Origin of the sequence: Dietzia sp. HMSC21D01 (genome assembly GCF_001815995.1) — a bacterium.
Classification (GTDB): Bacteria; Actinomycetota; Actinomycetes; order Mycobacteriales; family Mycobacteriaceae; genus Dietzia; species Dietzia cinnamea.
In genome coordinates this window covers 1-22,784 of sequence record NZ_KV823661.1, presented here as the reverse complement: position 1 = coordinate 22,784, position 22,784 = coordinate 1, and the positions used below count along the sequence as shown (strand labels likewise).

General features: G+C 66.3%; 28 protein-coding genes. 7 read left to right on the top strand and 21 right to left on the bottom strand.

Annotated features, from left to right (window positions below; all coding sequences use genetic code 11):
* Positions 1 to 7: 7 nt before the first annotated feature.
* The 5 genes from HMPREF3086_RS01595 to HMPREF3086_RS01575 all read left to right on the top strand — a co-directional run bounded on the left by HMPREF3086_RS01595 (position 8) and on the right by HMPREF3086_RS01575 (position 5,427).
* Entirely contained in the window at positions 8 to 481 is a 474-nt protein-coding gene (locus HMPREF3086_RS01595; RefSeq protein ID WP_070719833.1) for a hypothetical protein, read from the top strand.
* 823 nt (positions 482 to 1,304) lie between these two features.
* A complete protein-coding gene (locus HMPREF3086_RS01590; RefSeq protein WP_070719841.1) occupies positions 1,305 to 2,000 on the top strand; it encodes a vWA domain-containing protein in 696 nt (231 codons plus the stop codon).
* Between the two features lie 331 nt (positions 2,001 to 2,331).
* On the top strand, positions 2,332 to 3,354 hold the full coding sequence (locus HMPREF3086_RS01585; RefSeq protein WP_168169037.1) for a protein phosphatase 2C domain-containing protein: 1,023 nt from the start codon (positions 2,332 to 2,334) through the stop codon (positions 3,352 to 3,354).
* Positions 3,351 to 4,490, top strand: coding sequence for a serine/threonine protein kinase (locus HMPREF3086_RS01580; RefSeq protein ID WP_070719829.1), 1,140 nt, complete (start codon positions 3,351 to 3,353; stop codon positions 4,488 to 4,490). The genes HMPREF3086_RS01585 and HMPREF3086_RS01580 overlap by 4 nt, the downstream gene beginning before the upstream one ends.
* A 415-nt stretch (positions 4,491 to 4,905) precedes the next feature.
* Positions 4,906 to 5,427: a hypothetical protein gene (locus HMPREF3086_RS01575; protein WP_070719827.1), complete on the top strand. Its 522-nt coding sequence runs from the start codon at positions 4,906 to 4,908 to the stop codon at positions 5,425 to 5,427.
* Positions 5,428 to 5,437: 10 nt separating this feature from the next.
* Here the strand turns inward: HMPREF3086_RS01575 and HMPREF3086_RS01570 are convergent, their stop codons facing one another.
* The 17 genes from HMPREF3086_RS01570 to HMPREF3086_RS01495 form a co-directional block, all read right to left on the bottom strand.
* Entirely contained in the window at positions 5,438 to 6,037 is a 600-nt protein-coding gene (locus HMPREF3086_RS01570) for a hypothetical protein (protein WP_070719826.1), read from the bottom strand.
* The gene (locus HMPREF3086_RS01565) at positions 6,034 to 8,007 is read right to left on the bottom strand and encodes a protein kinase domain-containing protein (protein WP_083324220.1); all 1,974 of its coding nucleotides are present in this window, start codon (positions 8,005 to 8,007) and stop codon (positions 6,034 to 6,036) included. Before HMPREF3086_RS01565 ends, HMPREF3086_RS01570 begins: the two co-directional genes overlap by 4 nt.
* Complete coding sequence (locus tag HMPREF3086_RS01560; RefSeq protein ID WP_070719822.1) at positions 8,000 to 8,848, bottom strand: PP2C family protein-serine/threonine phosphatase; 849 nt, start codon at positions 8,846 to 8,848, stop codon at positions 8,000 to 8,002. Before HMPREF3086_RS01560 ends, HMPREF3086_RS01565 begins: the two co-directional genes overlap by 8 nt.
* A complete protein-coding gene (locus tag HMPREF3086_RS17775) occupies positions 8,845 to 9,351 on the bottom strand; it encodes an FHA domain-containing protein (RefSeq protein WP_083324219.1) in 507 nt (168 codons plus the stop codon). The genes HMPREF3086_RS01560 and HMPREF3086_RS17775 overlap by 4 nt, the downstream gene beginning before the upstream one ends.
* The gene (locus tag HMPREF3086_RS01550; protein ID WP_070719819.1) at positions 9,348 to 10,010 is read right to left on the bottom strand and encodes a 4Fe-4S single cluster domain-containing protein; all 663 of its coding nucleotides are present in this window, start codon (positions 10,008 to 10,010) and stop codon (positions 9,348 to 9,350) included. The genes HMPREF3086_RS17775 and HMPREF3086_RS01550 overlap by 4 nt, the downstream gene beginning before the upstream one ends.
* Entirely contained in the window at positions 10,007 to 11,857 is a 1,851-nt protein-coding gene (locus HMPREF3086_RS01545; RefSeq protein WP_070719817.1) for an AAA family ATPase, read from the bottom strand. Before HMPREF3086_RS01545 ends, HMPREF3086_RS01550 begins: the two co-directional genes overlap by 4 nt.
* Entirely contained in the window at positions 11,854 to 13,122 is a 1,269-nt protein-coding gene (locus HMPREF3086_RS01540; RefSeq protein ID WP_070719816.1) for a hypothetical protein, read from the bottom strand. Before HMPREF3086_RS01540 ends, HMPREF3086_RS01545 begins: the two co-directional genes overlap by 4 nt.
* Positions 13,119 to 13,871: a hypothetical protein gene (locus tag HMPREF3086_RS01535; protein ID WP_141763947.1), complete on the bottom strand. Its 753-nt coding sequence runs from the start codon at positions 13,869 to 13,871 to the stop codon at positions 13,119 to 13,121. Before HMPREF3086_RS01535 ends, HMPREF3086_RS01540 begins: the two co-directional genes overlap by 4 nt.
* A gap of 154 nt (positions 13,872 to 14,025) precedes the next feature.
* Positions 14,026 to 14,814, bottom strand: a complete 789-nt coding sequence (locus HMPREF3086_RS01530) for a hypothetical protein (protein ID WP_070719811.1) — start codon at positions 14,812 to 14,814, stop codon at positions 14,026 to 14,028.
* A 22-nt stretch (positions 14,815 to 14,836) separates the two neighbouring features.
* Positions 14,837 to 14,983, bottom strand: a complete 147-nt coding sequence (locus HMPREF3086_RS18785) for a hypothetical protein (RefSeq protein ID WP_168169036.1) — start codon at positions 14,981 to 14,983, stop codon at positions 14,837 to 14,839.
* 48 nt (positions 14,984 to 15,031) lie between these two features.
* Complete coding sequence (locus tag HMPREF3086_RS01525) at positions 15,032 to 15,442, bottom strand: type III secretion system chaperone family protein (RefSeq protein ID WP_070719808.1); 411 nt, start codon at positions 15,440 to 15,442, stop codon at positions 15,032 to 15,034.
* A 160-nt stretch (positions 15,443 to 15,602) separates the two neighbouring features.
* The gene (locus tag HMPREF3086_RS01520) at positions 15,603 to 15,947 is read right to left on the bottom strand and encodes a hypothetical protein (protein ID WP_070719806.1); all 345 of its coding nucleotides are present in this window, start codon (positions 15,945 to 15,947) and stop codon (positions 15,603 to 15,605) included.
* Complete coding sequence (locus tag HMPREF3086_RS01515) at positions 15,944 to 16,390, bottom strand: type IV secretory system conjugative DNA transfer family protein (protein WP_070719803.1); 447 nt, start codon at positions 16,388 to 16,390, stop codon at positions 15,944 to 15,946. The genes HMPREF3086_RS01520 and HMPREF3086_RS01515 overlap by 4 nt, the downstream gene beginning before the upstream one ends.
* A 39-nt stretch (positions 16,391 to 16,429) precedes the next feature.
* Positions 16,430 to 16,744 (bottom strand): hypothetical protein, encoded by a 315-nt coding sequence (locus HMPREF3086_RS01510; protein ID WP_070719800.1) that lies wholly within the window; start codon positions 16,742 to 16,744, stop codon positions 16,430 to 16,432.
* A complete protein-coding gene (locus HMPREF3086_RS01505; protein WP_070719799.1) occupies positions 16,744 to 16,995 on the bottom strand; it encodes a hypothetical protein in 252 nt (83 codons plus the stop codon). Before HMPREF3086_RS01505 ends, HMPREF3086_RS01510 begins: the two co-directional genes overlap by 1 nt.
* A gap of 18 nt (positions 16,996 to 17,013) precedes the next feature.
* On the bottom strand, positions 17,014 to 17,550 hold the full coding sequence (locus HMPREF3086_RS01500; protein WP_070719796.1) for a DUF5663 domain-containing protein: 537 nt from the start codon (positions 17,548 to 17,550) through the stop codon (positions 17,014 to 17,016).
* 26 nt (positions 17,551 to 17,576) lie between these two features.
* On the bottom strand, positions 17,577 to 17,891 hold the full coding sequence (locus HMPREF3086_RS01495; protein WP_070719794.1) for a hypothetical protein: 315 nt from the start codon (positions 17,889 to 17,891) through the stop codon (positions 17,577 to 17,579).
* 41 nt (positions 17,892 to 17,932) lie between these two features.
* On the opposite strand from HMPREF3086_RS01495, the gene HMPREF3086_RS01490 reads away from it, so the two are divergent.
* On the top strand, positions 17,933 to 18,382 hold the full coding sequence (locus HMPREF3086_RS01490) for a hypothetical protein (RefSeq protein ID WP_070719793.1): 450 nt from the start codon (positions 17,933 to 17,935) through the stop codon (positions 18,380 to 18,382).
* 367 nt (positions 18,383 to 18,749) lie between these two features.
* On the opposite strand, the gene HMPREF3086_RS17770 is transcribed toward HMPREF3086_RS01490, so the two are convergent.
* Genes HMPREF3086_RS17770 through HMPREF3086_RS18780 form a run of 4 tightly spaced genes read right to left on the bottom strand, consistent with a single transcriptional unit; the run spans position 18,750 to position 22,262 of the window.
* Positions 18,750 to 19,394, bottom strand: a complete 645-nt coding sequence (locus tag HMPREF3086_RS17770; RefSeq protein WP_168169035.1) for a class I SAM-dependent methyltransferase — start codon at positions 19,392 to 19,394, stop codon at positions 18,750 to 18,752.
* A complete protein-coding gene (locus HMPREF3086_RS01480) occupies positions 19,369 to 20,685 on the bottom strand; it encodes a B12-binding domain-containing radical SAM protein (protein ID WP_070719788.1) in 1,317 nt (438 codons plus the stop codon). The genes HMPREF3086_RS17770 and HMPREF3086_RS01480 overlap by 26 nt, the downstream gene beginning before the upstream one ends.
* 41 nt (positions 20,686 to 20,726) lie before the next feature.
* Complete coding sequence (locus HMPREF3086_RS01475; protein WP_083324217.1) at positions 20,727 to 22,067, bottom strand: radical SAM/SPASM domain-containing protein; 1,341 nt, start codon at positions 22,065 to 22,067, stop codon at positions 20,727 to 20,729.
* 21 nt (positions 22,068 to 22,088) lie between these two features.
* Positions 22,089 to 22,262, bottom strand: a complete 174-nt coding sequence (locus tag HMPREF3086_RS18780) for a hypothetical protein (protein WP_168169034.1) — start codon at positions 22,260 to 22,262, stop codon at positions 22,089 to 22,091.
* A gap of 195 nt (positions 22,263 to 22,457) precedes the next feature.
* Here HMPREF3086_RS18780 and HMPREF3086_RS19745 point away from each other — a divergent pair, with 195 nt between their 5' ends.
* Positions 22,458 to 22,583 (top strand): hypothetical protein, encoded by a 126-nt coding sequence (locus HMPREF3086_RS19745; protein WP_256386755.1) that lies wholly within the window; start codon positions 22,458 to 22,460, stop codon positions 22,581 to 22,583.
* Positions 22,584 to 22,784: the final 201 nt, after the last annotated feature.

Below are 22,784 nucleotides of genomic sequence, written 5' to 3'. Positions count from 1 at the left end.
GAGCTTCATGGACGAGATCGGCCTCGGGGTGGACCATCCGGTCGTCGTAGCCGAGATGTCCGCTCGCGGCCTCAAGGCCGAGCGCAAGTCCGACAGCGTGCTCGGCTTTGCGCGGTGGTCGAAGTCCGGGGCGTCGGCCAAACCCAGGATCGAGATCCATCTGCACGAGAGGATGCCGCGCTGGAAGATGCTCGCCACTCTCGCGCACGAGTACGGCCACGCCTACCTCTTCGCACGTGACGTCCTCCATCTGCCGCCGGTGCTCAGCGAGGGCTTCTCCGAGTACGTCGAGTACCGGTTCCTCGTCCGCTTCGCGCCGGATCACGTCCAGCGGAGGTTCCTCAACGGATCCCATGCCAGGGACGACGAATACGGAGAAGGCTTCCGCGTCGTGGCCACGAAGGTTCATCAGCTAGGGCTGGAGCGTGTCGTGGAGATCCTGTCCTCGGAGACACGAGACTTCCGTGCATTCGAGATGTGAGGAGAATTGATGGGTGACCAGTAAATCGACCTCGACGGGGACTGCGACATCGACCCGGTCCTGTGTATCGATGCCACGGCGAGCATGCGAGACAACCTCGATGAGGTGAAGCGGAACGCGCTGCGGTTCGATACCGATCTTCGTGCGCGTCTGTCCGGAACTCGCAGGATCGTGCGCAGACTCAGAGTGCGAACGTTGGTCTTTCGTGACTACTACGCCGACGAGCAACCGATGCAGGACTCAGCCTTCCTGGAGCTGCCACAACAGTCCGACGAGTTCCACGAGTTCGTCAACCGAATCGAGGCGCGTGGCGGTGGTCAGGCTCTTCCGACGTCCGGGCTCGAGGCGTTGGCAGTCGGACTGAAATCGGCAAGAGGAGAAGCAACTCCACATCATTCTCGTGTGGACCGACTCGGGGGCGCATCCGTTGGAGATGCAGTCGGATTCTCGACCGCAGGGTTACCCACGAGATATTCCCCAGAACTTCGATGAGATGACGGATCACTGGGATCAACTGGCGGCCGCCTGGACCACGCGACTGGTGATCTGCGCCCCGGATGTATACCCCTGGGCTGAGATCGGCAGGAAATGGAACCTCGCCCTCCACTACACGGTGCGGCCAGGTCAGAGGAGACTCAAGGTGGGGTACGACGAGATCGTTCGCCTCCTGTCAGCCAGCGTCGCCGGGATACGAAGTGGAATCCAGCTGCCGGAGTACTCGGCTGAAATCATACGAAAGAAGGACAGCGGAGGGCGTACGGCTAGTGGGATGATCGACGCACGCTGCGGCAGTGGCCGCCCCGAAATCCGAAGGTGAGTGATCGTGGTAGACGAGCAGTTCCTTGGAGACAACTTCGACTGCGATGTCGATCTGGTCCTGTGTATCGACGTGACCGCAAGCATGAAGAGCCTCTTGTCGAGGGTCAAGGAGAACGCGGCGAGGTTCGACAGCGACCTGCGCGAGGAGTTGCAGGCCCAGAATCGGATCGTCCGCAACCTCCGAGTTCGTGTTCTGGCGTTCCGTGACTACTACTACGACGCCGTGCCGATGAACGACTCTGGCTTCTTCGACCTTGCGTCGCAGTCCGCCGACTACGCCGCGTTCCTCGACTCCCTGGTGGCCCAGGGCGGTGGCGACGCACCGGAGAACGGACTCGAGGCACTCGCGCTCGCGCTCCAGTCGAAGTGGAAGGTGGAGACGACGAAGAGCAGGCAGGTCATCGTGCTCTGGACCGACACCTCGGCCCATCCGTTGGAGAAGGCCGCTGCTGACCGTCCGGACAATTATCCTTCGGGACTCCCCGCCAGCTTCGACGAGCTCACTGACCTATGGGATCAGCTCCCGCGCCATGAGACCAAGCGACTCCTGATCTACGCTCCCTCCGAGTCGCCCTGGCCGGCGATCGGCGAGAACTGGGACCAAGCCCTGCACTACCCCGCGAAGGCGGGGGACGGGCTTCAGGACTACGAGTACGAGCAGATCCTCAAGCTGCTCGCCGCCAGCGTCGCCGGTGCATGAGGGAGTCGGAGTGTTCGACGGGATGAAGCGTCGACTTCTCGGCGGCCCACTCGGCGGACCGGGAATCGACGACGTCTCGGAGGTCGGACCCCGGAGGGGATCAGCTTCCGAGCCTGCGTCCTCCGCGACGCGTCCGGCGCCCGCCCCCGATGCCGCCTCGGTTCCTGACACGGGCCGCCCTGCAGGTTCGAGGTCGGTCGAGTCGCCGGCACCCCGTGAGGCCGGGGGATCAGCGGATGCTCCAGGAACCGCGGCCGCTGGCGAACCGGGGGCGACCTCCGGGCTCGAGGAGGCTCCGGAACCACCGGCGGCAACCGATGTCGACGTCGTCGTGAGGACTTCCGAGTTCGTCACCAGCTTCGCTCGTGACGATCACGGGTCGGGTGAGGATGCCCCTCCGGTGTGTGTCGAGGTTCCCGGCCGAGGGGTGATCCTCGCGGTGTTCGACGGTCTGGGCGGTAGCGGCTCGTCCAGGCTGATGTTCGAGGGCGAGCAACGGACCTCCGCGTGGGTGGGATCCCGAGTCGCCGCCGCATACGTCGCAGAGCAGGCGTCGGCGATCGTGGACCGCTCCCGCGAGGAGATCGTCGGGATACTCGAACCCGCACTCCGCGCCGAGCTGAAGGCCCGCGGGGACGAACTCGCGTCCGGCGAGGTACAGAGCCAACTGGTCTCCAAGGCGATCAAGCGGCTTCCCACGACCATGGCGCTGTGCGCAGTACGGCCGACCATGTCCGACGACGGCGGAGACGAGATCGTCTCCGTATGGGCGGGAGACTCCCGGTGCTACGTACTCACCCCGGTCGAAGGGCTGCGGGTCCTCACCACGGACCACACCTCGTCCACCAAGAGCACGAGCACCGGGCGCTCCGACGACGGTGCCATGAACAATGTTCTGTCCGCCTCGGGGGACTTCCACCTGCAGGCCGCGACGACGACCGTGCAGGGGCCGGCGATCGTCCTCACTGGGACGGACGGAGCATACGACTACGTGCAGTCTCCCGAGGATCTCGAGTATCTGATCCTGTCCGCACTCGCGAAGTCCACCAGTATCGACGAATGGGGGCGCACTCTCGCGGACGCCTTGGTCGCGAGAGCAGGGGACGACGTCTCGATCGCGCTGTGCGTACGCGGCGTCGACGATCTCCACTCGGCTAGGGGTGCATTCGCGAGCCGTCTGGACGACCTCGTCGGCCGAGGAGAGTCTCTCAGCGCCATCCGCCGCCGGCTGGCAGGGACTCGCCAGGAACTCGCCCGGCTCGAGGAGGAGCTCAACGCCGCCGAGGGCGCCCGGTGGGAAACCTACCGTGACGGGCACTTCTCGCTCATCGCGACCGACAGGCAGGAACCATGACCGTCATCAACGGCTACCGTCTCGTCACCGATTTCAAGACGGCCGGTGGCATGGCGGATTGGGCGCTGGCGGAGAAGGGCGGAGAACGCTACTTCATCAAGAGGTTCTCGAAATACAAGTACCCGTTGGACAGCAGCCCGGGATCCGAGGCGAACAAGGCCAAGAGGCGGGCGGTGTGCAAGCGATTCGAGGCACGGCACGTCGCGGTCGACAGCGCGCTCACCAAGGCCGCGGTCACCGGGTCGAATGTCGTCATCCCACTCGAGTTCTTCCGGCACGAGACCTTCTACTACAAGGTCTCGCCGCACATCGACATCGCCCGGCACGAGGACATCTCCACCCTGGGACGGCCCGCGCAGTTCCTCCTTCTCAAGACCATCGCACGAGCGATGGAGCAGGTCCATGGCGCGAACGTCGTCCACGGAGACCTCAAACCTCAGAAGAAGGACAAGGACGGCAACATCATCGTCGAGATCGCCAAGGCGGGTCCCGTCGGCAAGCTCATCGACTTCGACGACTCCTTCCTCGCTCACGATCTGCCGACGCGAACCGAACTGATGGGAGACGCCCCCTACTACTCGCCGGAGATGCTGCGGTATCTTGAGGGCGATCCTCATGCGCGGATCGACGTGCAGTCGGACATCTTCGCCCTCGGAGTAATCTTCACCGAGTATCTCACCGGCTCACTTCCTGATCACGGCAGGTGGCACACCTGCGCACAGGCGGTGGCGGCCGGCGAGTCGATCGACCCGGGACTGCGCAAGTGGACGCAGATGCGTGCGCTGATCCTCGCCATGACAGCGCCGGAACCGTCGTCGAGGCCGACTGCCGGCGAGCTTCTCGTCCACCTCAAGACGATGGAGGCGGACCCCGGCTACAGCGTGTCGCCCCGATCCGTGCGCGCCGCTCCCACCGCCGGTGCATCGGCGGCAGCCACAGGAGGAAGCAAACTCAGGGGAAGTCTCCTCAGAACCACGCTGAAACCGACGACGCCTACGGGTGGGACGTCGGCGGCACCCCGCCCGACGGCGACAGGCGAGACCGCGACCCCGACGTCGACGCCGGCCGCTGCTGAGAGGCCACCCAGCAGGCTCGCCGTATCAAAGAACTTCGGCAGGGCGCCCAAAAAGCGGTAGGTGGGGACATGTGGATTTGCGAGGACTGTCGGACGTCGAATGCGCCCGGCGCCAGGACGTGTGTGGTGTGCGACGCTCGACGGCCGACGCGCACCGCGCCGACCAAGAGCGCGTCGACGCAAAGCGCACCGAGCAGGCCCGTGTCCTCGCCCGCTGCTAGGAATCGAACGAAGAAGGGCAAGTCCGGGATTCCTCCACGTCCCCGCCCCGCCGGTGACCTTGCTTCACTCGCACCCCGACCAGCTGTGCGACCGACCGACCCGAAACGCCGGACAGCCTCCCCGGCACCCGCTCCCCGTCCGGAGAGCGGCGGCGGTTCCGGTGTGGGGTCCGCAATATTCTGGGCCTTGTCCAATGCGATTCTGTTGTTCGGAATGTTCACCGCCGTCGCACGATACTTCCCCGGAGTCGGACTATGACCGTCGCCAAGTCCACTGACTCGTCCGGGGGGCCCTTCGGCCTTCAGATTCTTGCGATTGTCGCGATCCTGGCCATTCAGTTGGTGGGTGCTGCAATTCCTGTCCTCCGTTCACCTCAGCTGCCACAGGACGCATGGTCAGTCATCAGGTGGATCGTGGGCGCTTCACGGTGGATCATCGAGAAGCTCGGCGGGCTGTGGTCTGAGGAGTCTCCGTCCGTCGTGCTTCTCCTTCTGGCGATCATCATCGTCGTGGTCGAACGGGCGTGGACCGTCAGAGCAGTAGGTGGGTCGCGCCGCACCGCCCGGACGATTCTCGGGGTGATCGGGTGCGTGGCTACCGTTCAAGCGCTTCTGCAAGGATTCACTACGGGAGTTTTCGTCTACTTTCTTGCTCAGTCTGCAGTCCAAGGCTCGATCGCCTGGGGCTACCTCGGGGTGACGATCATGTCTGCGGTCGCGGCGTTCGCGGTCGGTGTTGGCGTGCAGGCCTACCTTTTTCGACCGATGAAGGAGTAAGGCGGCGCGCTCACCCGGTGAGTGCGCTGATCAATATCCAGAAGACGAAGACGCCCAGGGCGATAAACAGCGCCATGATCGCCAGCCCCAGGGCCACAGCCACCACCACCGGGAATCCGCTGAGCACCACGATGGCGACGCCCGAGTACCCGAGGATCTTGACGTGCGGCGGAAAGTCCCGGAATGCGAACGAGAGAGCGCCGGCGAGCAGGATGAGGAACACCCCGACTCCCATCGCGCCGACGAGGAGATCCCCGTCGGGGAAGTTGGCCGCGCTGCGCATGAAGTCGTAGGGGAACCCGATCGAGCCCCTGGTGAACGAGTCCACGCCGAACTTGGCGGGGATCCCGACCACGCCCAACGCGAGCGCGCCGCCGAACACCATGCGGCGCGAGGATCGCTCCTCACGAAGCACCGCTTGCCGGGCCACCTCCTCCCGACGCTCCTCCTCGGCGCGCCGTTCGCGCTCCCGCTGCTCCTCTTCGCGCCGTGCCTGTTCGAGACGCCGCCGGTCCGCGACGAGCTCCTCGCCCCTGTGCACCGCCGATGCCAGTGACGCGTCCGCGAGTAGCGCCAGCGCCAGCGCATGAGAGTCGGTCGTCCCGCTCATCGCCGCCGTTCCTCGAGGTCGGTCACGAGTCTGTCGAACCAGTCGACCTCGCGCGCGTACTCGGCTGACCGGATGCGGTCGTCGATGCCTGACAGGATGGAGTCGCGCGAGCCCTCGCCGCAGAACACGTGGAGCGCGTTGTCTCGAATCGCGTGCCTCGCCTGGGCGTCCAGTCCGATTCCCCTGTCCTCGGCCTCGTCGTACGCGAGCTGGGTCACGTCGTGCCAATTAGCGTCGAGGGAGTCGTAGGTCGGCCGGTACACCGGATCCGCAAGCGCACCGAGAAGGCGGGTCTCGTAGAGGCGGGTGCGGAAGTCCTGCACAGTTCGTCGGGTGGCCGAGGCCGCCTCTCTGAACGAGTTCTGCAAGGCGGGCGTGGTGCTGATGTCGTACCCGAGGTAGCGGATCGTCTGCTCGGGAGCGAGCCTGGCAGTCAGGTATGCGACCGTCTCGGCGGCTTGCCAATCCTCGCGGATGTCGGTGAGGGCGTCGTCGAGTCCGGCGTCACGCCACAACCATTTCTGAATGCTGTTGATCGCGGTGCCGGTCACGGAGCGGGCGGCAGCGGAGGGGTTCTCCGCGAAGGCTACTCCGAGCTCGTGTGGGGTGGTGACCTTCAGGTCGCCCCACAGTACGAGCGGGCGGGCAGGACGGACTTCGGCCGTGCCGCCGGTGACGCGGGGGGCCGGGGGAGCTCCACGGTGCACCTCCGGGGACTCGCCGCCGCGCCACCGGCGGACCTCGTCCGCTCCCCAGCGCTTCGCGTAATCGCGAGTGAGCAGCCCTGAGAGGAGGAGTATCCACCGGTCGGACTCCGGGATGCCGGAGTCCGTCACCGCGGCGAGATCGATGTCCTGGATGTACAGGTGCTCCTCGATGGCACGTTCGCCGAGGGTGCTCCCGTCGGGAGACTGGAAGTATCCGTGCCCGACGATGATCTCGTAGAGGATCATCCCGAGGCTCCACCAGTCGTCGGCAGCGCGGTGGGAGTACGCGGAGCCGGGCGCCGCGTACGCGACCGTGCCCGCCCCCGTGTTGGTCATTCGGGAGCGGCCACCCAGGTCGACGGTCAGACCGAAGTCCGTGAACACCAGGTCCAAGGGCGCCCTGGTGCGGACGAGGATGTTGCTCGGCTTGACGTCCGCGTGGACCAGCCCGGGACCGTCGGTGGAGGACTGGAGACACTCGAGCGCGTCGGCGAGTTCGGTGAGCACCTCGTCCGCGAACCCGGCGTCACCGCTACGCGGAGATGCGGCGAGGAGATCGGCCAGAGTGCCGTCGGCGCAGTATTCGAGGACCTCATAGGTCACCCCGTGATCGACTTCTCGGTCGATCAGCTCGACGGCGTGCTCGTGGGTGAAGCGGCTGCGGTACTTCTCGTCCCGGGGATCGAAGGAGAACGTCGGGGTGTGGAAGTACAGCTTGATCGCGACGTGCCTGCCGGAGGAGTCCTCGCAGAGGTAGACGCGGGCCTCACTGCCGGCACCGAGCTCGCTGATCAGCGTGTACTTGGCGGCCAGACCGGGCGGAAGGTTCTCCCGCAGGTGTGCGCCCGTGGCCCTGCCGACGAGCGTTCCGCCGAGCCGGGACGGGGACTCGACACGCGTGGCGGGCGGCGAGTCGGAGCGGGTGGGGGCGGCACCGCTGCGCGTGAGGGTCCCTTCCAGCCGTGTCGATGGAGTGGACGAGGAGGGGCCGGGGGACTCGATGCGCGTCGGTGGAGAGGTGGGCGTCGACGGAGCATCGATCCGCGTAGGTGGGGGAGTCGGAGTCCTCGGCGATTCGAGCCGGGTAGCCGGCGGGCTCGGGGCCGGGGGAGGAGGTGGAGAAGCGGGGGACGACGACGAGGTCGAACCCGTCCCGGCGGCCCTCAACAGCGAGCCGCGCAGGCGAGACGTCCCCGTGTCGCGCGAATCCTCGGGCGCGTCCACAGGTGTGGTGGCATCGGGGAGGGCGGAATCGTCAGACATCGTTCTTCTCCGTCATCGCAGTGGTGTCGGTCGGGCGCGCCTCTGCGTCTCTTTCCGGTTCGAGATCGGTCCCGTCGGTGCCGGGCGGCGCGGTCTCGGAATCCGCCGGCTCCGGCACGAGGCCGACCTGCACCACGGTGACGTTGTCGCCGCCACCCCCGGCGAGCGCGAGATTGCGTAGGCGCAGAGGAAGGTCCGGAAGGTCCTCGGCCATCGCGGATTCGATCCCGCCCTGATCCACGTAGTCGTCGAGCCCGTCCGTGCACAGGACCACTCCCGGTACGGAACCGAGCCGAAGCGAGTAGAACGAGGGTTCAAGCACGACCCTGGCTCCGCCGCCGAGCGCCTGGGTGAGCGTGTTGCCTCCCTCGCGCCGGTGATCCTCGGTGAGCCGGGAGAGGATGCTGTCGTCGAGCGTGTAGGCCCTGGAGTCACCCACGTTGAAGACCAGGACGCTCCCGTCCGGGAAGACTGTGGCGCCCACGACCGTGCACCCGGGGGTCGCCCCCTCCTGAGCGCCGGTGGGCAACGCATTGAGCACCTCGGAGGTCTCCCGGATGGCCTCGCGGAGGCGGACGGCGGTGTCGTGGTGGTCCGCAGTGCTGCCGACCACCGAGTCGGAGCCGATCAGCCTGGTGGCCATGAGGGACGCGCGGTCACCGCCGGCGTGCCCGCCCATGCCGTCACACACCACGATCGTGATCGGCCTGGTCACCTCGAGCTCGGTGAGCAGCGGGGGGCCGTCGTCGGTCTGGACGGCGAGGCCCCGCCACCCGAACGCGTCCTCGTTGTGGTCGCGGACCATCCCGCGGTGCGAGATTCCCTCGATGCGGATCCTCACGCGGTCCCCCTGTCGATCGTCACGGTCACGTCGGAAGCGAGCCGGAGGCTCTGATGTGGGCCGACCTCGGTGCGGACGTCGGGTTCGAGTCGGCGGCCGTCCACCCATGTGCCGTTGGCGGAACCGTTGTCCTTGACCTCGAGGGTGGTCCCGTCGAACCAGACCGTCGCGTGTCGGCGCGAGATGTTGTCGAAGGAGGCGAACGCGGCGGCGTCCGCGAAGGAGGGGTCGCGGCCGAGGGCCACGGGCAGTCCGTCCGAGGGCACGACCACCGCGCTGCCGCCGGGAAGTCGGAGAAGTGCGGGGCCCACCGACTGCGGAGCGGGAGCAGCAGGGACCGATCCGGGTGCGACTGGTGCCGCCGCCGCGGGGGCGGGCGTCGTCGCTGCAGCACGTGGGGGGATCGCCCACAGGTCCGTCCCGCAGCTGGTGCACATGGCCAACACAGTGCGGTCCATCTCCAGGCCGCAGTCGGGGTTGGGGCAGGCGATGACGTCACTCATGAGAGCCACGACTCCTTGACGAGGCCCACCCCGCGCTCGCGGAGTCTGTCGGACAGCGCGGTCATGGTGCCAGGCAGGGGGATGCCGACCATCCAGATCGATGTGCCGTCCACGTGGACCGCCATGCGGGATCGCTGCTGTCCGTAGTCGGCCTCGAGCGACGCGGCGTGGTAACGGAGCCCGCCAAGGGCCGTGAACGGCGTGACCTCTTGGTTGGAGGATCCGCGCAGGGCGTCCGCGCCGGCGAGGTCGGCGACGAACGGGCCGCTCACCACGGCGTCGACGAGCTCGAGAACTCCGGGTGCGAGGTCGTGGATGCCGGACAGTTCTCGACCGCTGTAGAGCAGGATGTCGATCTCACGGTCCTGCTCGGCGATCCACTCGCCGAGGCCGGACAGGAGAGCGATGAGCGCCGCCGGCTGATCCGTCGGCTCTCCGCCGGAGATCGTGATCCCGTCCAACAGCGGATCGTCGAGGGCGGCGAGCCACCCGAGCACGTCGTCGACGGCGCATTCCGTGGCACGGTCCGGGCGCCACGTGTCGACGGACACGCATCCGGGGCAGTGGACCGTGCACCCCTGGAACCAGATTCCCGCGCGTCGCCCGAATCCCAGCGACTCCACGGGGTGATGGAGACGGGAGAGCAGGATGGCGGTCATGCGAGTCGCACCGCCCATCCACCGGCGTCGCGCTCGATGGACTCGACCCTCCAGTCGGTCCTGCCGGGGGGTAGGGCGAACAGTGCGCGGGCGAGTGGGTTGACGAGCATCGACTCGACGGCGGTCGCGACCCCACGACCACCGAAGTCGAGCTTGGTCACCGCCTCCGCGACGAGCGTCTCCGTGGCGGCGTCGCTCAGCTCGATGTGGTGACCGGTCTGCGCGAGCACGCGGTCCCTGACGTTGCCGACGAACAGGGGGACCAGTATCTCCGCGGTCGACTCGTCGATGAAGTCGAATACCACGATGTTGTCGCCGATCCGGTTGAGCAACTCCGGCCGGCCGATCTCCTTGACGAAGTGATCCGACACCGCAGCGCGGATCGTGGATTCGACCACCGTGTAGGGGCTGCCGCGCTTGACCACCGGTACGCGGACACCGTTCTCCTCGACGTAGACGCCGAGGTTGGAGGTGAAGACGATGAGGGATTCGGTGAAGTAGACCGTGGAACCGTTGCCATCGGTGAGCCGGCCGTCCTCCAGGACCTGGAGGAACTTGTCCAGAATGCGAGGATGCGCCTTCTCGATCTCGTCGAAGAGGATGAGCCGGAAGGGTTGCTGCCGGACGGCGTTGGTGAGTTCGCCGCCGGCGTTGTGGCCGATGTAGCCGGGGGGCGCGCCGATGAGCCGTGCCTCTGCGTGCTCGGAGGAGAACTCGCTCATGTCGAAGCGGAGGAATGCGTCGGAGCGGCCGAAGACCAGCTCGGCCGTGGTCTTGGCCAACTCGGTCTTTCCGACACCGGTCGGGCCGGCGAAGAACAGGACGCCCTGCGGACGGCTTCCGTTGCCCGATGTCTGGGCGCCGGCAAGACCCATCGACGCCCGGATCAGGATGTCGAGGGACTTGCGGACGGCTGCGGGCTGGCCCTTGACCTTGCGGCCCAGGAGTTCCTCGCCGTTGCCGATCCGGTCGCGGAGAGCCTCGTCGCGCCACGGGTTGTCCGGTACCCCGACTCGGAAGGTGCGCACCGCGTCGCCGAGCTCGGCGGCCCCGATTCCCCGGTCGATCGCCAGCCGCGAGATCTCGGCGATCGACCGCAGGGTCAGCCCGGAGGTGAGCGAGGCGAAGGTGTCGAGCAACTCGGTCTTGCCGGTGTCGTCGAGGTCGGCGTATCCGGGCAGCGACGGTGCCACCCTGGCGGCAGCCTCCCGGCGCTGGCCGAGCGCAGGCTCCGGCACCGAGACCACGCGGGTGAGTTGGGAGGCGCTGAGCCAGTGTGGGAGATCGCCCTCTCTGTCGAGCAGCCAGAACACCGCGTTGTACAGCTGCGCCCGGTGGGGGCCCGGGACAGGATGACGCACGGCGGTGGACAGGACCTTCTCCGCGGTGGAGAGCGTGTGGTGGAACTCCGGTTCCGCGAAGTCCAGCCCCCCCGCGAGGCGGGACGCCCCGTCCACGACGAGGCAGCAGGGCTCCGGCGAGGAGGTCACCGCGCGCAGGAGGTCCGCGAGCTGACGGTGGCGTAGGGCGGTGACCGACTCCGCCTCGATGTTCTCCAGCCTGCCCAGTAGCCGTTCGGTGGTCTCGTCGGCCACGAGCGCGCGGGCCCCGTCGACGGGGTCGAAACCGATGACCCGTGTGTGACCTGCCGTACGCAGGACCAGGACGATCGCGTCCATCACGGACAAGATCGACGGGAACGGACGCCCCGGCTCGGGGATGAGGATGTCGTCCCGGAGATTGCCGGTCACGAGCACCTGGGGATTGACGCTCAGGGTGACGTCGATCTCCCGGAGCCATGAGGGCAGCGCCTCGAGCTGGACGGCGGCGGGCGCGGGCGAGGTCATCGCGTGCCTCCCTGCTGCTGGCGAGTGGTCCGGGCGCGGCGACGTCGCGCTGCCGCGGCGGCGTCGGTCGTGGCCGCCGTGGCCTCGCCGCGGGTGCCCGCCCCGGACTCCCGCACAGCGACGACAGGCGGGGAGACGACCCCGGCCTCCGTCCGGCGGATCCGCCCGCTGGTGACCCCACGGTCGGACAGGCCGGCCAGGAACGGGTCGAGGTCGGCGCACAGGGACTCGTCGGCCGCCATGTCCTGCAGTCGGGTGGTGGATCCGGAGGTGCGGACAGTGCGGATCCCGACCTCCTCGCCGTCGACCTCCACCCTGACGAGATGGGTGTCCGTCGCGGCCGCACTCGACCGGAACAGGAGTGTCTCCGCGGTCCCCACCTCGGTGCCGTGCACCGTGTAGCCGAGCTCGGCGAGGCTCTCGGTGACGGCGCGCATCACGAAGCGACGCTCGGAGCCCGTGGCGGCCAACCGTTCGAGTCCGACGACGATGTCGGACGCCGTCCGGAGGTCGGCGGCCGGATCGCCGCCCGCAGCAATGGTCGTCTCGGCGCGATCCAGGTACAGGGACGGATCAGACCCACCGACGACGCCGGCCTCCGCCGCGATCGATTCCGCCTTGGCGCGCAGGTCGTCGATGGTGCGCGCGTACTCGCGTCTCGTGGCGGCCACGCGGTTGGCGGCTGAGACCCGACCTGCCAGGTCGGCGACGAGCAGCCGCGAGCGTCGGGGGTCTTCTGCGATGATGAGGGCCCCGAGGCTGGTGAGCTCAGGAGAGTGTTCGGTGAGTCGACGGAGCTCGGCGTCGACCGACTTCCTGACGTCCTCGCGCGTCGGCCCCCGATCGGTGACGGCGTCGGAGACGGTCGAGGATGTCTCGACCTCCGCCGCGTGAGCGCGGGCGGCGTCGAGAGCGGCGGCGATCCGGATTGCTTCCGACCTCTTCAGTTCGGCGACAGCCGCTGAGATGTCGTGCTCCACCCGGCGGTGCAGTTCCTCCTGGCGTCGTCGGTCGAACTCCGCCTGGGAGCGCTCGAGCCGTTGCCTCACCTGTTCGCAGGCGCGGCGCCACGGCGCGGAGTCTCCGGTCGGGGTCACAGGCAGTTCCACGAAGAGGTCCGTATGTCCGGTGACCTCGCACCCGATCCGGAATCGCCGGACAGCCGCCGTCAACCGCCTCCATCCGGCCTGCGCGTCCGCGAGCGCACGTTCCTCGCGGAACCGTGCCTGCTGGATCTCGTACTCGATCCCCTTGGGGCCGCTCATGACGGCAGCCCGGAGACGGGCGCGGGGCGCGGGACGGACGGAGGGTTGGCCTCGACTCCCCGGAGATTCTCCTGGGCCTTTTCCAGTCCCAGTCGGGACTCACGAGCGCGATCCGCCTGGCCGTAGGTGAGTGCCAGGATCCAGAAGAGTCCCAGGCAGATGGCTGTGAAGAGGAGTACGGAAACCATGCCGAGGTCGAGGACGAGGTCGGAGAAGACGAAACCGATACCGCCCGGTGAGCTGGCGGCGGGCGCTGACTTGTACACCGCCCACCCGATCACTGCGACGGTGAGCCACGTGGCGACAGGCGCCCAGCGGGCGACCACTCCGCACACGATCGCGACCAGGATCATCAGCCACAGCCATCCGTTGATCGCGTGCCCGATTCCGTTGACCGCGCGATAGTAGTCCGCCTCTTCAAAGGTGGTCGGGAACACCAGACGCAGAGTCGTGCAGATCCACACCCCGAGAATCATGAGGGCCAGAGCGAGGATTCCGGCGAGGACGCTGCCGCTGACGATGCCGGTGCCGCTGGCACGAACCGCGTTCACTGCGTTGTGGTGGCGTGCGTCGTATTCCCCCCAGGCGCGGCGCGCGGCCTCCTCTTGGCGTGCGCGCTCGGCGGCCTCCTGCCGGAGTCTGGCCTCCAGTTCGGCTCGCGCGTCCGCGCGGGCCTCGTCCGCCTCGTGGACGGCTCTCGTCACCTGTGTGTCAGCCAGCAGTGCGAGGGCGATCATGCTGTTCGTCACGGTCCGACCACCACTCCACTCATCAGCGTGTCCGATTGTTCGACTCGTCTCTATGCACCGTGCGGCCGGCGCGAATCGCTCCTGATTGTCTCCTGAGGACGTGGTTCGCGCTGTCGTCTGAACGGATGAATATCCGGCCGGGTCGCGATGGGTGTCATCTCACCATCCGCAGGACCATGCCGACGAGCAGGTGGACGGCGAGGAAGGACAGCAACACGGTGACCGCGGTCATGGCGTGCGGTACCTGACACGTCGAATCGGACGAGGTGGCGGTGCTCGCCGTGGCGAGGAGGAAGGCGACGGATACCAGGATGAACACCGGTTCCGGGGCGACACCAAGGCCCAGCCCCACGACGATCGAGAAGAGCACGAGGCCGATGAAGTACCAGGCAGTGGTGGGAAACAGCTGGAGTCCCACGGGAGAGGACAGGACCGCGAGTGTCTCCGCAGACGCGAACCAACCCACGCCGACGGCGGAGAGCCTGCCCGGTGACAGTGCGGAGAAACTGAAAAAACTCGAGGTCAGTGACAACGCGGCGACGGCCGCGACGAGGAGGGAGATCACGACGGGGTGGACAGGCGTCTCGCCGGCGCACCCGGAGTCGAACATCCCGATGACCGCGATCACCGCCGCGAAGACCCCGGCCGCGCCATAGAGGATCGAGAAGGCCGCGCTGAGCGATGCCCATTCCGGCGCACGCACCCGGATCGCGGAGATGAGACCTAGCCCGGCTCCGACCGTGGCGGCACCGAAGCTCCCCTCCGACACCTCGGCGAGCAGCGTGGCCACGGCGACCGCACCGACCAGACTCTCCAGGATGGCGTGGGACGCCGGACTTCCGACGGACGCCAAGCGGTCCGCGTGAGGGACCACCCCGGCCATGAGGGCGATGATGAACCCGAGGAGCCCGACGAGGGTCAGAACTCCGATGACCGCCGTCACGGTTCAGGCCGCGGTTGAGGGGCTACTTCCAGTAGCCGTCGTGTCGATGGCACAAGAAGCCGGTGTTGTTGCACGTCGAGCAGGTGAGCTTGCCGAACATCCCGGTCCCTGGTCCGCCCTTGCAGACGGGGCAGGGGTGGACGGGCTTGTGGCACTTGCGGCAGTTCATCGGGGGCTCCGTTCGTCGTTCATCGCCCGGCGGCTCCGGGCAGTGGTCTCAGTAGCGGTCGGCTCCGGTGAGCTCCCGCTCCAGCCGGTCGGCGGAGGTCACGATCAGGCGCAGAGGGCGCTCGAACTCGTTGACATCGAGGTTCTCGATCGGGGCACTGTGGACGAGGGTGACGTGGTCTCCGGTCTTGCCGAGGTTCCCGCAGACCATGTTGGAGGTCTTCTCCAATGCGTCGGCCAGGCTGATCTCGCCGAACCGTCCGATGGGGGACTCGATCTCGATCCACTCCTCGTCGCCGTCCATCAGAGTCTGGACGAAGACGAAGACGACCTGTTTGCGGTCGTCCGCCACGGAGAAATGCAGCCTGAGTCCGATCACGTCACCGTTGTCGGAACGCACGTGATCAGCGACCCTGAAGTTGCTCTCGATGTAGTTGATGAGATTCTGCCAAGCGGACATGATTGCTCCTCGGGTGGTGCGAAGGGGCCCCGCGCAGGGTCGGATCCCGAACAATGGGGGACCCTGTGGATCGACGCTAGACCGGTAGCGGCCGCGCGTCTGTCCTCCAAGCGGAGGACATCGTCGAGTCACAGCGCCACGTGAAGGATCCCCGCGGCTGTCACGACGGGTCGCCGGACGGTGTCGGCGGGCGCTTGGTCCGCTCGACGAGCCAGTCGTCGAGGAAACCCGAACCCGTCTTCTTGCCGATCCCGGGATTCCCCGTCTCCCGGACGTTCTTGATCCGCTCCGTCATCCGCGTCGCGTGCGGCTCCTCGAAGAGGCCGACGGCGTCACGGTGGGGCTCGACCAGCGCCTCGAGGGTTCTCGTCCGGACCACGGGCTCGACCTCGGTGAACCGCTTCGCCCCGTGGCCCCTGGCGTCCATTCGTTGGTTGTGGTCCACGACCAACGAGAAGGGGGTGGATGCGACGCCGCCGGCGGTGCGCATGGTGATGGCGGTCATACCGGGCAGGGTGGCGAAGGTCGAGGGGTGGTGAGTAGCCCACCGAAGCGGGCGGCGATCTCGGGCGCGTCAGAGGCGGAGCAGCCGAAGGCCAGCGTCGTGCCCACGTTGCCGTCGAGAGCGTTGCGGAGCCTCGTGTCGAGCTGCCCGAGGTACTGGTGGGCGACGATCACCGACAGCCTGAACTTCCGGCCCTCGGAGAGCATGTCCGGCAGGGTTGACGAGGAGAAGGACTGCACCTCATCGACGAAGAGTGAGAACGTCCGATCAGACTTGCGCTGGAGTGCCGAGGTCCAGAACGAGTTGAGTAGCAGGTACCCGAGTAGTCGAGACGAGGTCTCGCCCAGCGCGGCCTTGGAGAGGTCCACGAGGACGATCCGGCCCGAGTCCATGACCTCGGTCCAGTCGATCGAGTTCTCCCCGGTTCCGAGGACCCCCTTCATGGCAGGGGTGCCGCTGAACTTGATGAACTTGGAGTTTACTCAGGCGTTGAGTTCGCCGAACTCGCTGGACCTGCGGGTCAGCTTCTCGGCCTTGAGCCACGCCTGGAGGTCCGCGTCGGGTACGGCGAGGGAACCCGCCAGGCTGTCGACGAAGTCGGTGTCCCGGAGGACTCGGGGCACGTCGAGAAGCGACGCCCGCCCCTCGCTCACGCGGTGGAGCAGTCGGAGGACCTCGGTCATCCGTTCGACGAACCTCGGCCCCACGATCCCCCACTGAGTGGGGTCGAACATCTCCTTCCCGAGAATGCGCAGGTCTATGACCCTGATCACGTTCGTCGTCGCTTCGTCGGGCATCAGAAGTCGTCGCCGCCGGTAGCCGCCTGCTCGGCCTCATCGGCGGCCTGTGCCACGGCGAACACCCCGCGTAGGGCGGAGGCGACGGTGAGACCCTCGTACTGCAGACCGTGTCGGGCGACGAGCAGGTCCTCCGCCGAGGCCGCGCCGATGCCGATCCAGTCGGTGAGAGCGCTCAGGGCCGTAGAGATGGCATCAGAGTCGAGTGAACGTCCGATCCCGGAACTCGCCTCCGCCCAGGTGTCGTTCACGGCGCGGACATAGACGAGTTATGACCGCCCCTGGGGCAGTGAGATGAGAGTGGTGAGCATGTCGTCGCCGCGCAGTCGACAGACGAGTCGCGAGTGGAGATGGTGCTTGAGTTCCTTCCAGTCGCGGATGCGGATGGCGGAGTCGTCCTCAGGCGTGGCGGGCTGAGCTCGCTTCCGGTCCGGATCCGTGCGGACCGACTCGACGGCCTCGGCGGCGGGCGCGGCGTCCGGCTCCCCGGACTCCTCCTCGGGGCCTTCGGCCGAGGTGACGGTCTCGACCACCTCGTCCACAATCCGGTCGAGCTCCTGCGCGACAACGTCCCGGTAGTCCGGCCGGGTGGTGACGAGCCACTTGTGCGCGGCGTCGTGGTCGCCGCCGTCGATGATCTTCTCGAACTCGTCGAGCTGGGCATCGGTCAACCCGGCGGAGAGGCGCTCACCCACGCGCTGCTCCATCTCCTCGAATGCGCGCCTGCCCAGCTCCAGCAGCTCGCCCTCGTCGAGCCGGGGCAGTCGCTCCCGGAGCCTGGCGAGCAGATCGGTCTTGTCATCCATCGTGTGTCCTCTCGGCCCGGAGGCGGTCAGAACCGGTCGTCGTCGGACAGGGCAGCCTCGATCTGGTCGGCGGCCTCGACGATGAGGTCGAGGACGCGCTCGAGGGCCTTCTCTGTGAGCCCGTCGTAGGGCAGTGCGGTCCGTACGAGCGCGTAGCCGCTCGGAGCCAGGGCGACCCCGATCCCGACCCACTTCCAGGCTTCGGTGGCGATCGCGCGCAGTGCGCCCTCCTCGACGGGCTCGCCGACCGCCGAACGAAACTCCAACCAGCGCCCGTGCTGGTCGTGGATGGTGATCGGCTGAGAACGGCCGTTGCCGGTTCCGATGACGATGCGCAGCATCGCCGGGGGGACGAGCCGAGTGGCGTACAGGCTCCGATGTAGTGGTACGCCGCATCCCAATCCGGCAGTGTGCCGCCGGTCTCGGGTGCAGCAGCGTCTGGGGCGTCGGGTGCGTCGAAACCGACGGGATCGGTCTCGGAGTGCCCGGCGGTGTCGAGGACGCAGCGGACCGACTCGACCCGGTCCACCGCCTCGCGGACGAGCTCGTTCAGCTTGGTGGCGACAGCCTCGCTGTCGTCCGACGCGTGCTGCGTGAGCCACCGCTGTGCGCCGGGCTCGTCGCCGGCGTCGACCATGGCCTCGAACTCGTCGACCTTCGCCTCGCCGAGACGTTGGTCGAAGGACGCGGAGAACCACATCCGGAAGTCGCGGCGTACCAAGCGGGTGAGGTCGTCGAGGGTGTCGTCGTCGAGCCACGGCAACTCGCGGGCCAATACATCGTCGACGTCGGAGAGCGAGAAGTTCGAATCGGTCACCGTTTCAGCGTATGACCGGAATCAGCGGACCATGAGGAAAGGTCTGAATGTCATCAGTTCAGGGGACAGCCGTGGCGATACCTCGTGGAGGGGCCTTCCGAATTCTCTGATGATGTGTCCGCGCGGCAAGAGAGACGGAATGATTGCTCAAATCGTGAACCACCCTCGAGGGGGCGAGCAGCGTCGTGAGTTCTGGTCAGAGGTGGCCTTCCGCCTACTTCGCAGCGCTGTAAGCCTCCGCGACGCCGCGATCGGCGTGGACGAGTCCGCCGTTCCATAGTCAAGGTCGTCCATTGCATTGGAGCGGGTCGGCGGCAGGGGAGGTGAGGTCTGAATGGCGAAGCAGGGCGCGGTGACTCCGGCGCGGCTGACGTGGAGAGGATCAATGGATCCAGCATCGTCTCGGTGACTCTGAATACGCACCGAGCTCGGTGCCGACGGCCAAGCCGGCCGCGAGAGCCCATCGGCCATAAATTTCTGCCGTCCACGCTGAGATGTGGAGGTCCCCCTTCTCGTGGAAACTCGCCACGTCCCCTCGCAATGTACCCACGCCCAGACGGTCTGCGTCAGCCCAAGTCACGATGAGTACCCCGAGGCTGTCGACGACGGAGGCTGCGGCGGCCAGGAGAGCTGGCGGGTCAGGGACATAGCCGAGCACCTCGCCTACCATGGACACGAAATCGAATCGATCGTCCAAGGTGTCCAGATATTCATCGACTGAGGTCAGGACGAATTCTATTCCGTTGGTCCCAAGCCGCTCCCGAGCGAGTTCGAGCATCGTCGGCGAGTAGTCCACGAGAACGCAGTCCCAACCGTTCGCGGAGAACGAAGCAGCTTCACGGCCAGATCCGCAGCCCAGGAATAATGCCTTTCCTCGACGCGAGGCGGCGATTCCTTCCAGGACCTCCAGAACTGACGCGTCGAAGGTTCCTGGTTCCCGGTCCCATCTCATGTGGTCGTGGGCGAGCGCTACGGCATCGAAGACCTCGGCGGGGACGGTCTCACTCGAAGGTGGCTGCGTGGTCACGAATCTCCACCATCTGTCGGAGCCTGAACTCGGTGAGATCAGCGAGCCACGTGGGCCTCGGGTCGTCGATCGAGCCCAGCATTTCTTCGTAGGCGAACCGCTTCCGCATGTGCCACTCGACATCGAAATCCGCCGTGAGCTCCCTTTCCTTGGCGATGTCGAAAATCTCCTGCACCCTGGGATCGGGGAAGCGAACCGCTGTTGGGAACCCCAGACGACCTCGGTCGACATCGATCGGGATCCCGGCCGACTCGTATTCGCTTCGTAGACGTGTTCCGGGGAACGGAATCGCAGTAGATAGTGAGAAGTATCGAGCCATACCCCAGTCCATCAACCAATCCAGGCTCTCCACCAGTTCACCGGGGGTGGTCCGCGCCTCGAACACAATTAGCGACGCGATCAGTTCGACCCCGTGAGAGTCGAGTGCCGACAGGGCCTTCTCCATCTGGGCGGTGGTCAGCCCCTTGCGGAGTCTTCTCAGCACGGTGTCACTTCCGGACTCCACACCTGCGTGAACTTGGACGAGGCCCGCCTCGACCATTCGTCCCAAGCAGCGCAAGAGAAGCCCGTCGAGGCGTCCGTAGAAGGAGAACGCCGTCCCCGAGGCCTGCTCCACGAGGCCTTTCGACAGGGCAGATGCCCAGCCCTCCGCGTCGCGAGGGGAACCGAGGAGGTTGTCGTCGACGAACTGGACCCTGTTCATCCCGGTCGACCGACGAGTATCGACAATCTCGGCGACTACGTCCTCAGGTGGACGTGCCCGCCAGACCTGCGGGCGGGAGGCCCTGTGGTCCGCGTCGACGGCACAAAATGTGCACGAGTGCGCACAGCCTCGGGTCGCCTCGACATCGAAAACCCGTTTCTCCGGAACGTGAAGGATCCCCCTCCGAACTGGGGTGACCCGGTCCCACGAATCGTGCTGGGCGCCGATAGCCGCGAGGACACTGGCGACCTCGTCACCGGAGTAGACATGGTCGACCAACTCCAGCTCTCCCTGCAGGCGAGCGAGGGTGGCTGCGGCACGTCCGAAACATGCGATCTCCGCGTACGGATTCGCCTTCCGAACAGCACGCAACGCCGTGACCACTTCATCGGCCGCTCGGAAGTACGCGTCGAGGACAACGAGGGGGCGTCTCGCGGCCCCTACAACCGCCGGCGCATCGGTGAAAGTGGTGTGACGAGAAGGGAATCCGGCAGTCGAAAGTGCCCGTTCAATCGCCCCCAGGCGGAGGTTCTCGAAGTCGAAGTTGTAGGCAAGCGATTCCCCGTTCCTGACGTCAAGGAGGACCACCAAGTCGATGCACTCGGCAGACCCTGACCGGCGTGTCGGGATTAGCTCACGCTGACGATCTCGAGTAGCCGATCCCGGATCAGGGTGCGGTTGATGTCGCATCGCACGTCGACTCCTGTCTCCAGATCTCCGGTCTGGGAGTTGTACCACCGAGCCTGGCAGTCGCCAGCGCACTGCCACTTGGCGAAACAGTCGCGGCATTTTTCGACATGATTGATGTCGTGTTGCCGCAACTTGGCGATTCGGTGTCCGTCGACCTCAAAGGTCCGGGTAGCACGGTCGTATCGGCCGTAGTAGGCGTGCGGCGCACGAAGATCGTCGTCGTACATGATCTCGTAACAGCTTGAGATGTGTCCGTCGGCAGTCAGCGAGAAGTTCGGGTCGGTGACACCACAAAAGGTCCGCCGGATGTTCGGGAAAGTATTGAGGGCTCCCGAGACGATGATCTGCTTCCCGTACTCGTCCGCGATGGCCTGGGCTTTGTAGTACATTTCGACGAACTCTTGCGCATCTGGCTCGCCGAAGATCGTCGAGCGTCCCCGGCCAGTCCCGAGCACAGGGCCGAGATGGAATCGTGAGAGGTCGAAGGACTCACACAAATACCTGGCGATCTCCGGCATCGACCGTACGGCTGCCCGGCTAATGGTCGCCTTGATCATGAGATCCGGGACACGACCACTGAGGAGCTCGATTACTTCGCGGACACGATCATAGGAACTCCCTCCCTTGAGGGTCGGGCGCTGGAGATCGTGGACCGCCGCGGGACCGTCGTGCGAGACCTGGACCGAGTCCATGTTGTCGGCAATCCACTCGGCTTTGGCATTGGCGATGAGTCCATTCGTCACCATCGAGGCACTGACGTGGAGTCCGGCCCCGTAAGTCGACGCGGCGTACTCGCGAGCCCACTCGACCGTGGACTGGATGAGGTCGAAGTCGAGCGTAGGCTCGCCACCGCCGTGGAAATTCAAATAGGCGGTCGGTGCACCTTGCTCCGCTGCATTGTCGACCACAAGCTTTGCGGCATCACGCGCCATCTGGCGATCGTAGAGATTGACCGGGTAGTCGCCGGCGTCGGCATAGCAGTACTCGCATCGCAGATTGCAGGCCGCGGTGACCATATACACGACGCCGAGCGGTGCGAAAGTTTCGTTCCATTCGGCCGTGATTGCAGGTGAAGGGGACGAGTCGGGGACCATCAGTCCCAGCGCATCTAGAGTTGACACGAGTTCCGGGGATGGAGGCGCGCCGCCCAAAGTGACCGATTCCAGCTCATCCGCAACACTGCGGTCGATCCGTGCCACGATCCCTTCAAATGGGGCATACAACACTGGATGCTCAGCGTGGGGAACGACGAACACTTCGTCAGCCAGCTTGTACGACATGACGCGCCTCCTCCCAGCGACTCAAAAGACCTTGCACTCGCCCACGCACTGTGCGCACATTCGGGTGTCCTCGACCTCCGGCGTGCCGATCCGCACCACTCTGAGGTCGGTCACGCCAGCTCGACTCGGTGTCAGCGAGTCGACGGTGAACGAGATCCGGTCTGCTTTGACATCGTCCAGCAGGGTTGCGGACATGATTCCCTCCATGGGTTTGGTGACGCGGGATGCGTCACGTCTGGCACCTGGCGAGTAGTGTCGGTAGTCACAATATGCAACTTGACTTGCGCGCCGGATGGTTCGTAGCGTAATCGCGCTGTGTGATGGTGTCTGTCCCATGAACAGTCGACAGCGAAGTGACTTCATTTGCCAACTCGGTGCACGAGTGGCCTCTTGCCCGGGATCGCCGACCTCGCGGTCGCCGTCGCCGGGTACGTCGACTGGTCCCATCACTGGCATCTCCACGGCGACATCGGCGACGACCCGCCCGTCGAATGCGAAGACGCTCAAGAGGCGTAGCAGTTACCCGAAATCGTCGAAGACGAACTCGTCAACGACAGCCGACCACCGGCTTCGAAACCAGGGCCTTGATATCCGCAACGCCCGCTCCCCGGGTCGTGGTGTCGAACCCCCGTGGTGCCGCCATGGATCGCGGTCTTCCTTGCTGGTTCGGAACTCTCTGACTGAAGGGCCCCGGGTTTGATGGAGACATCGATTACC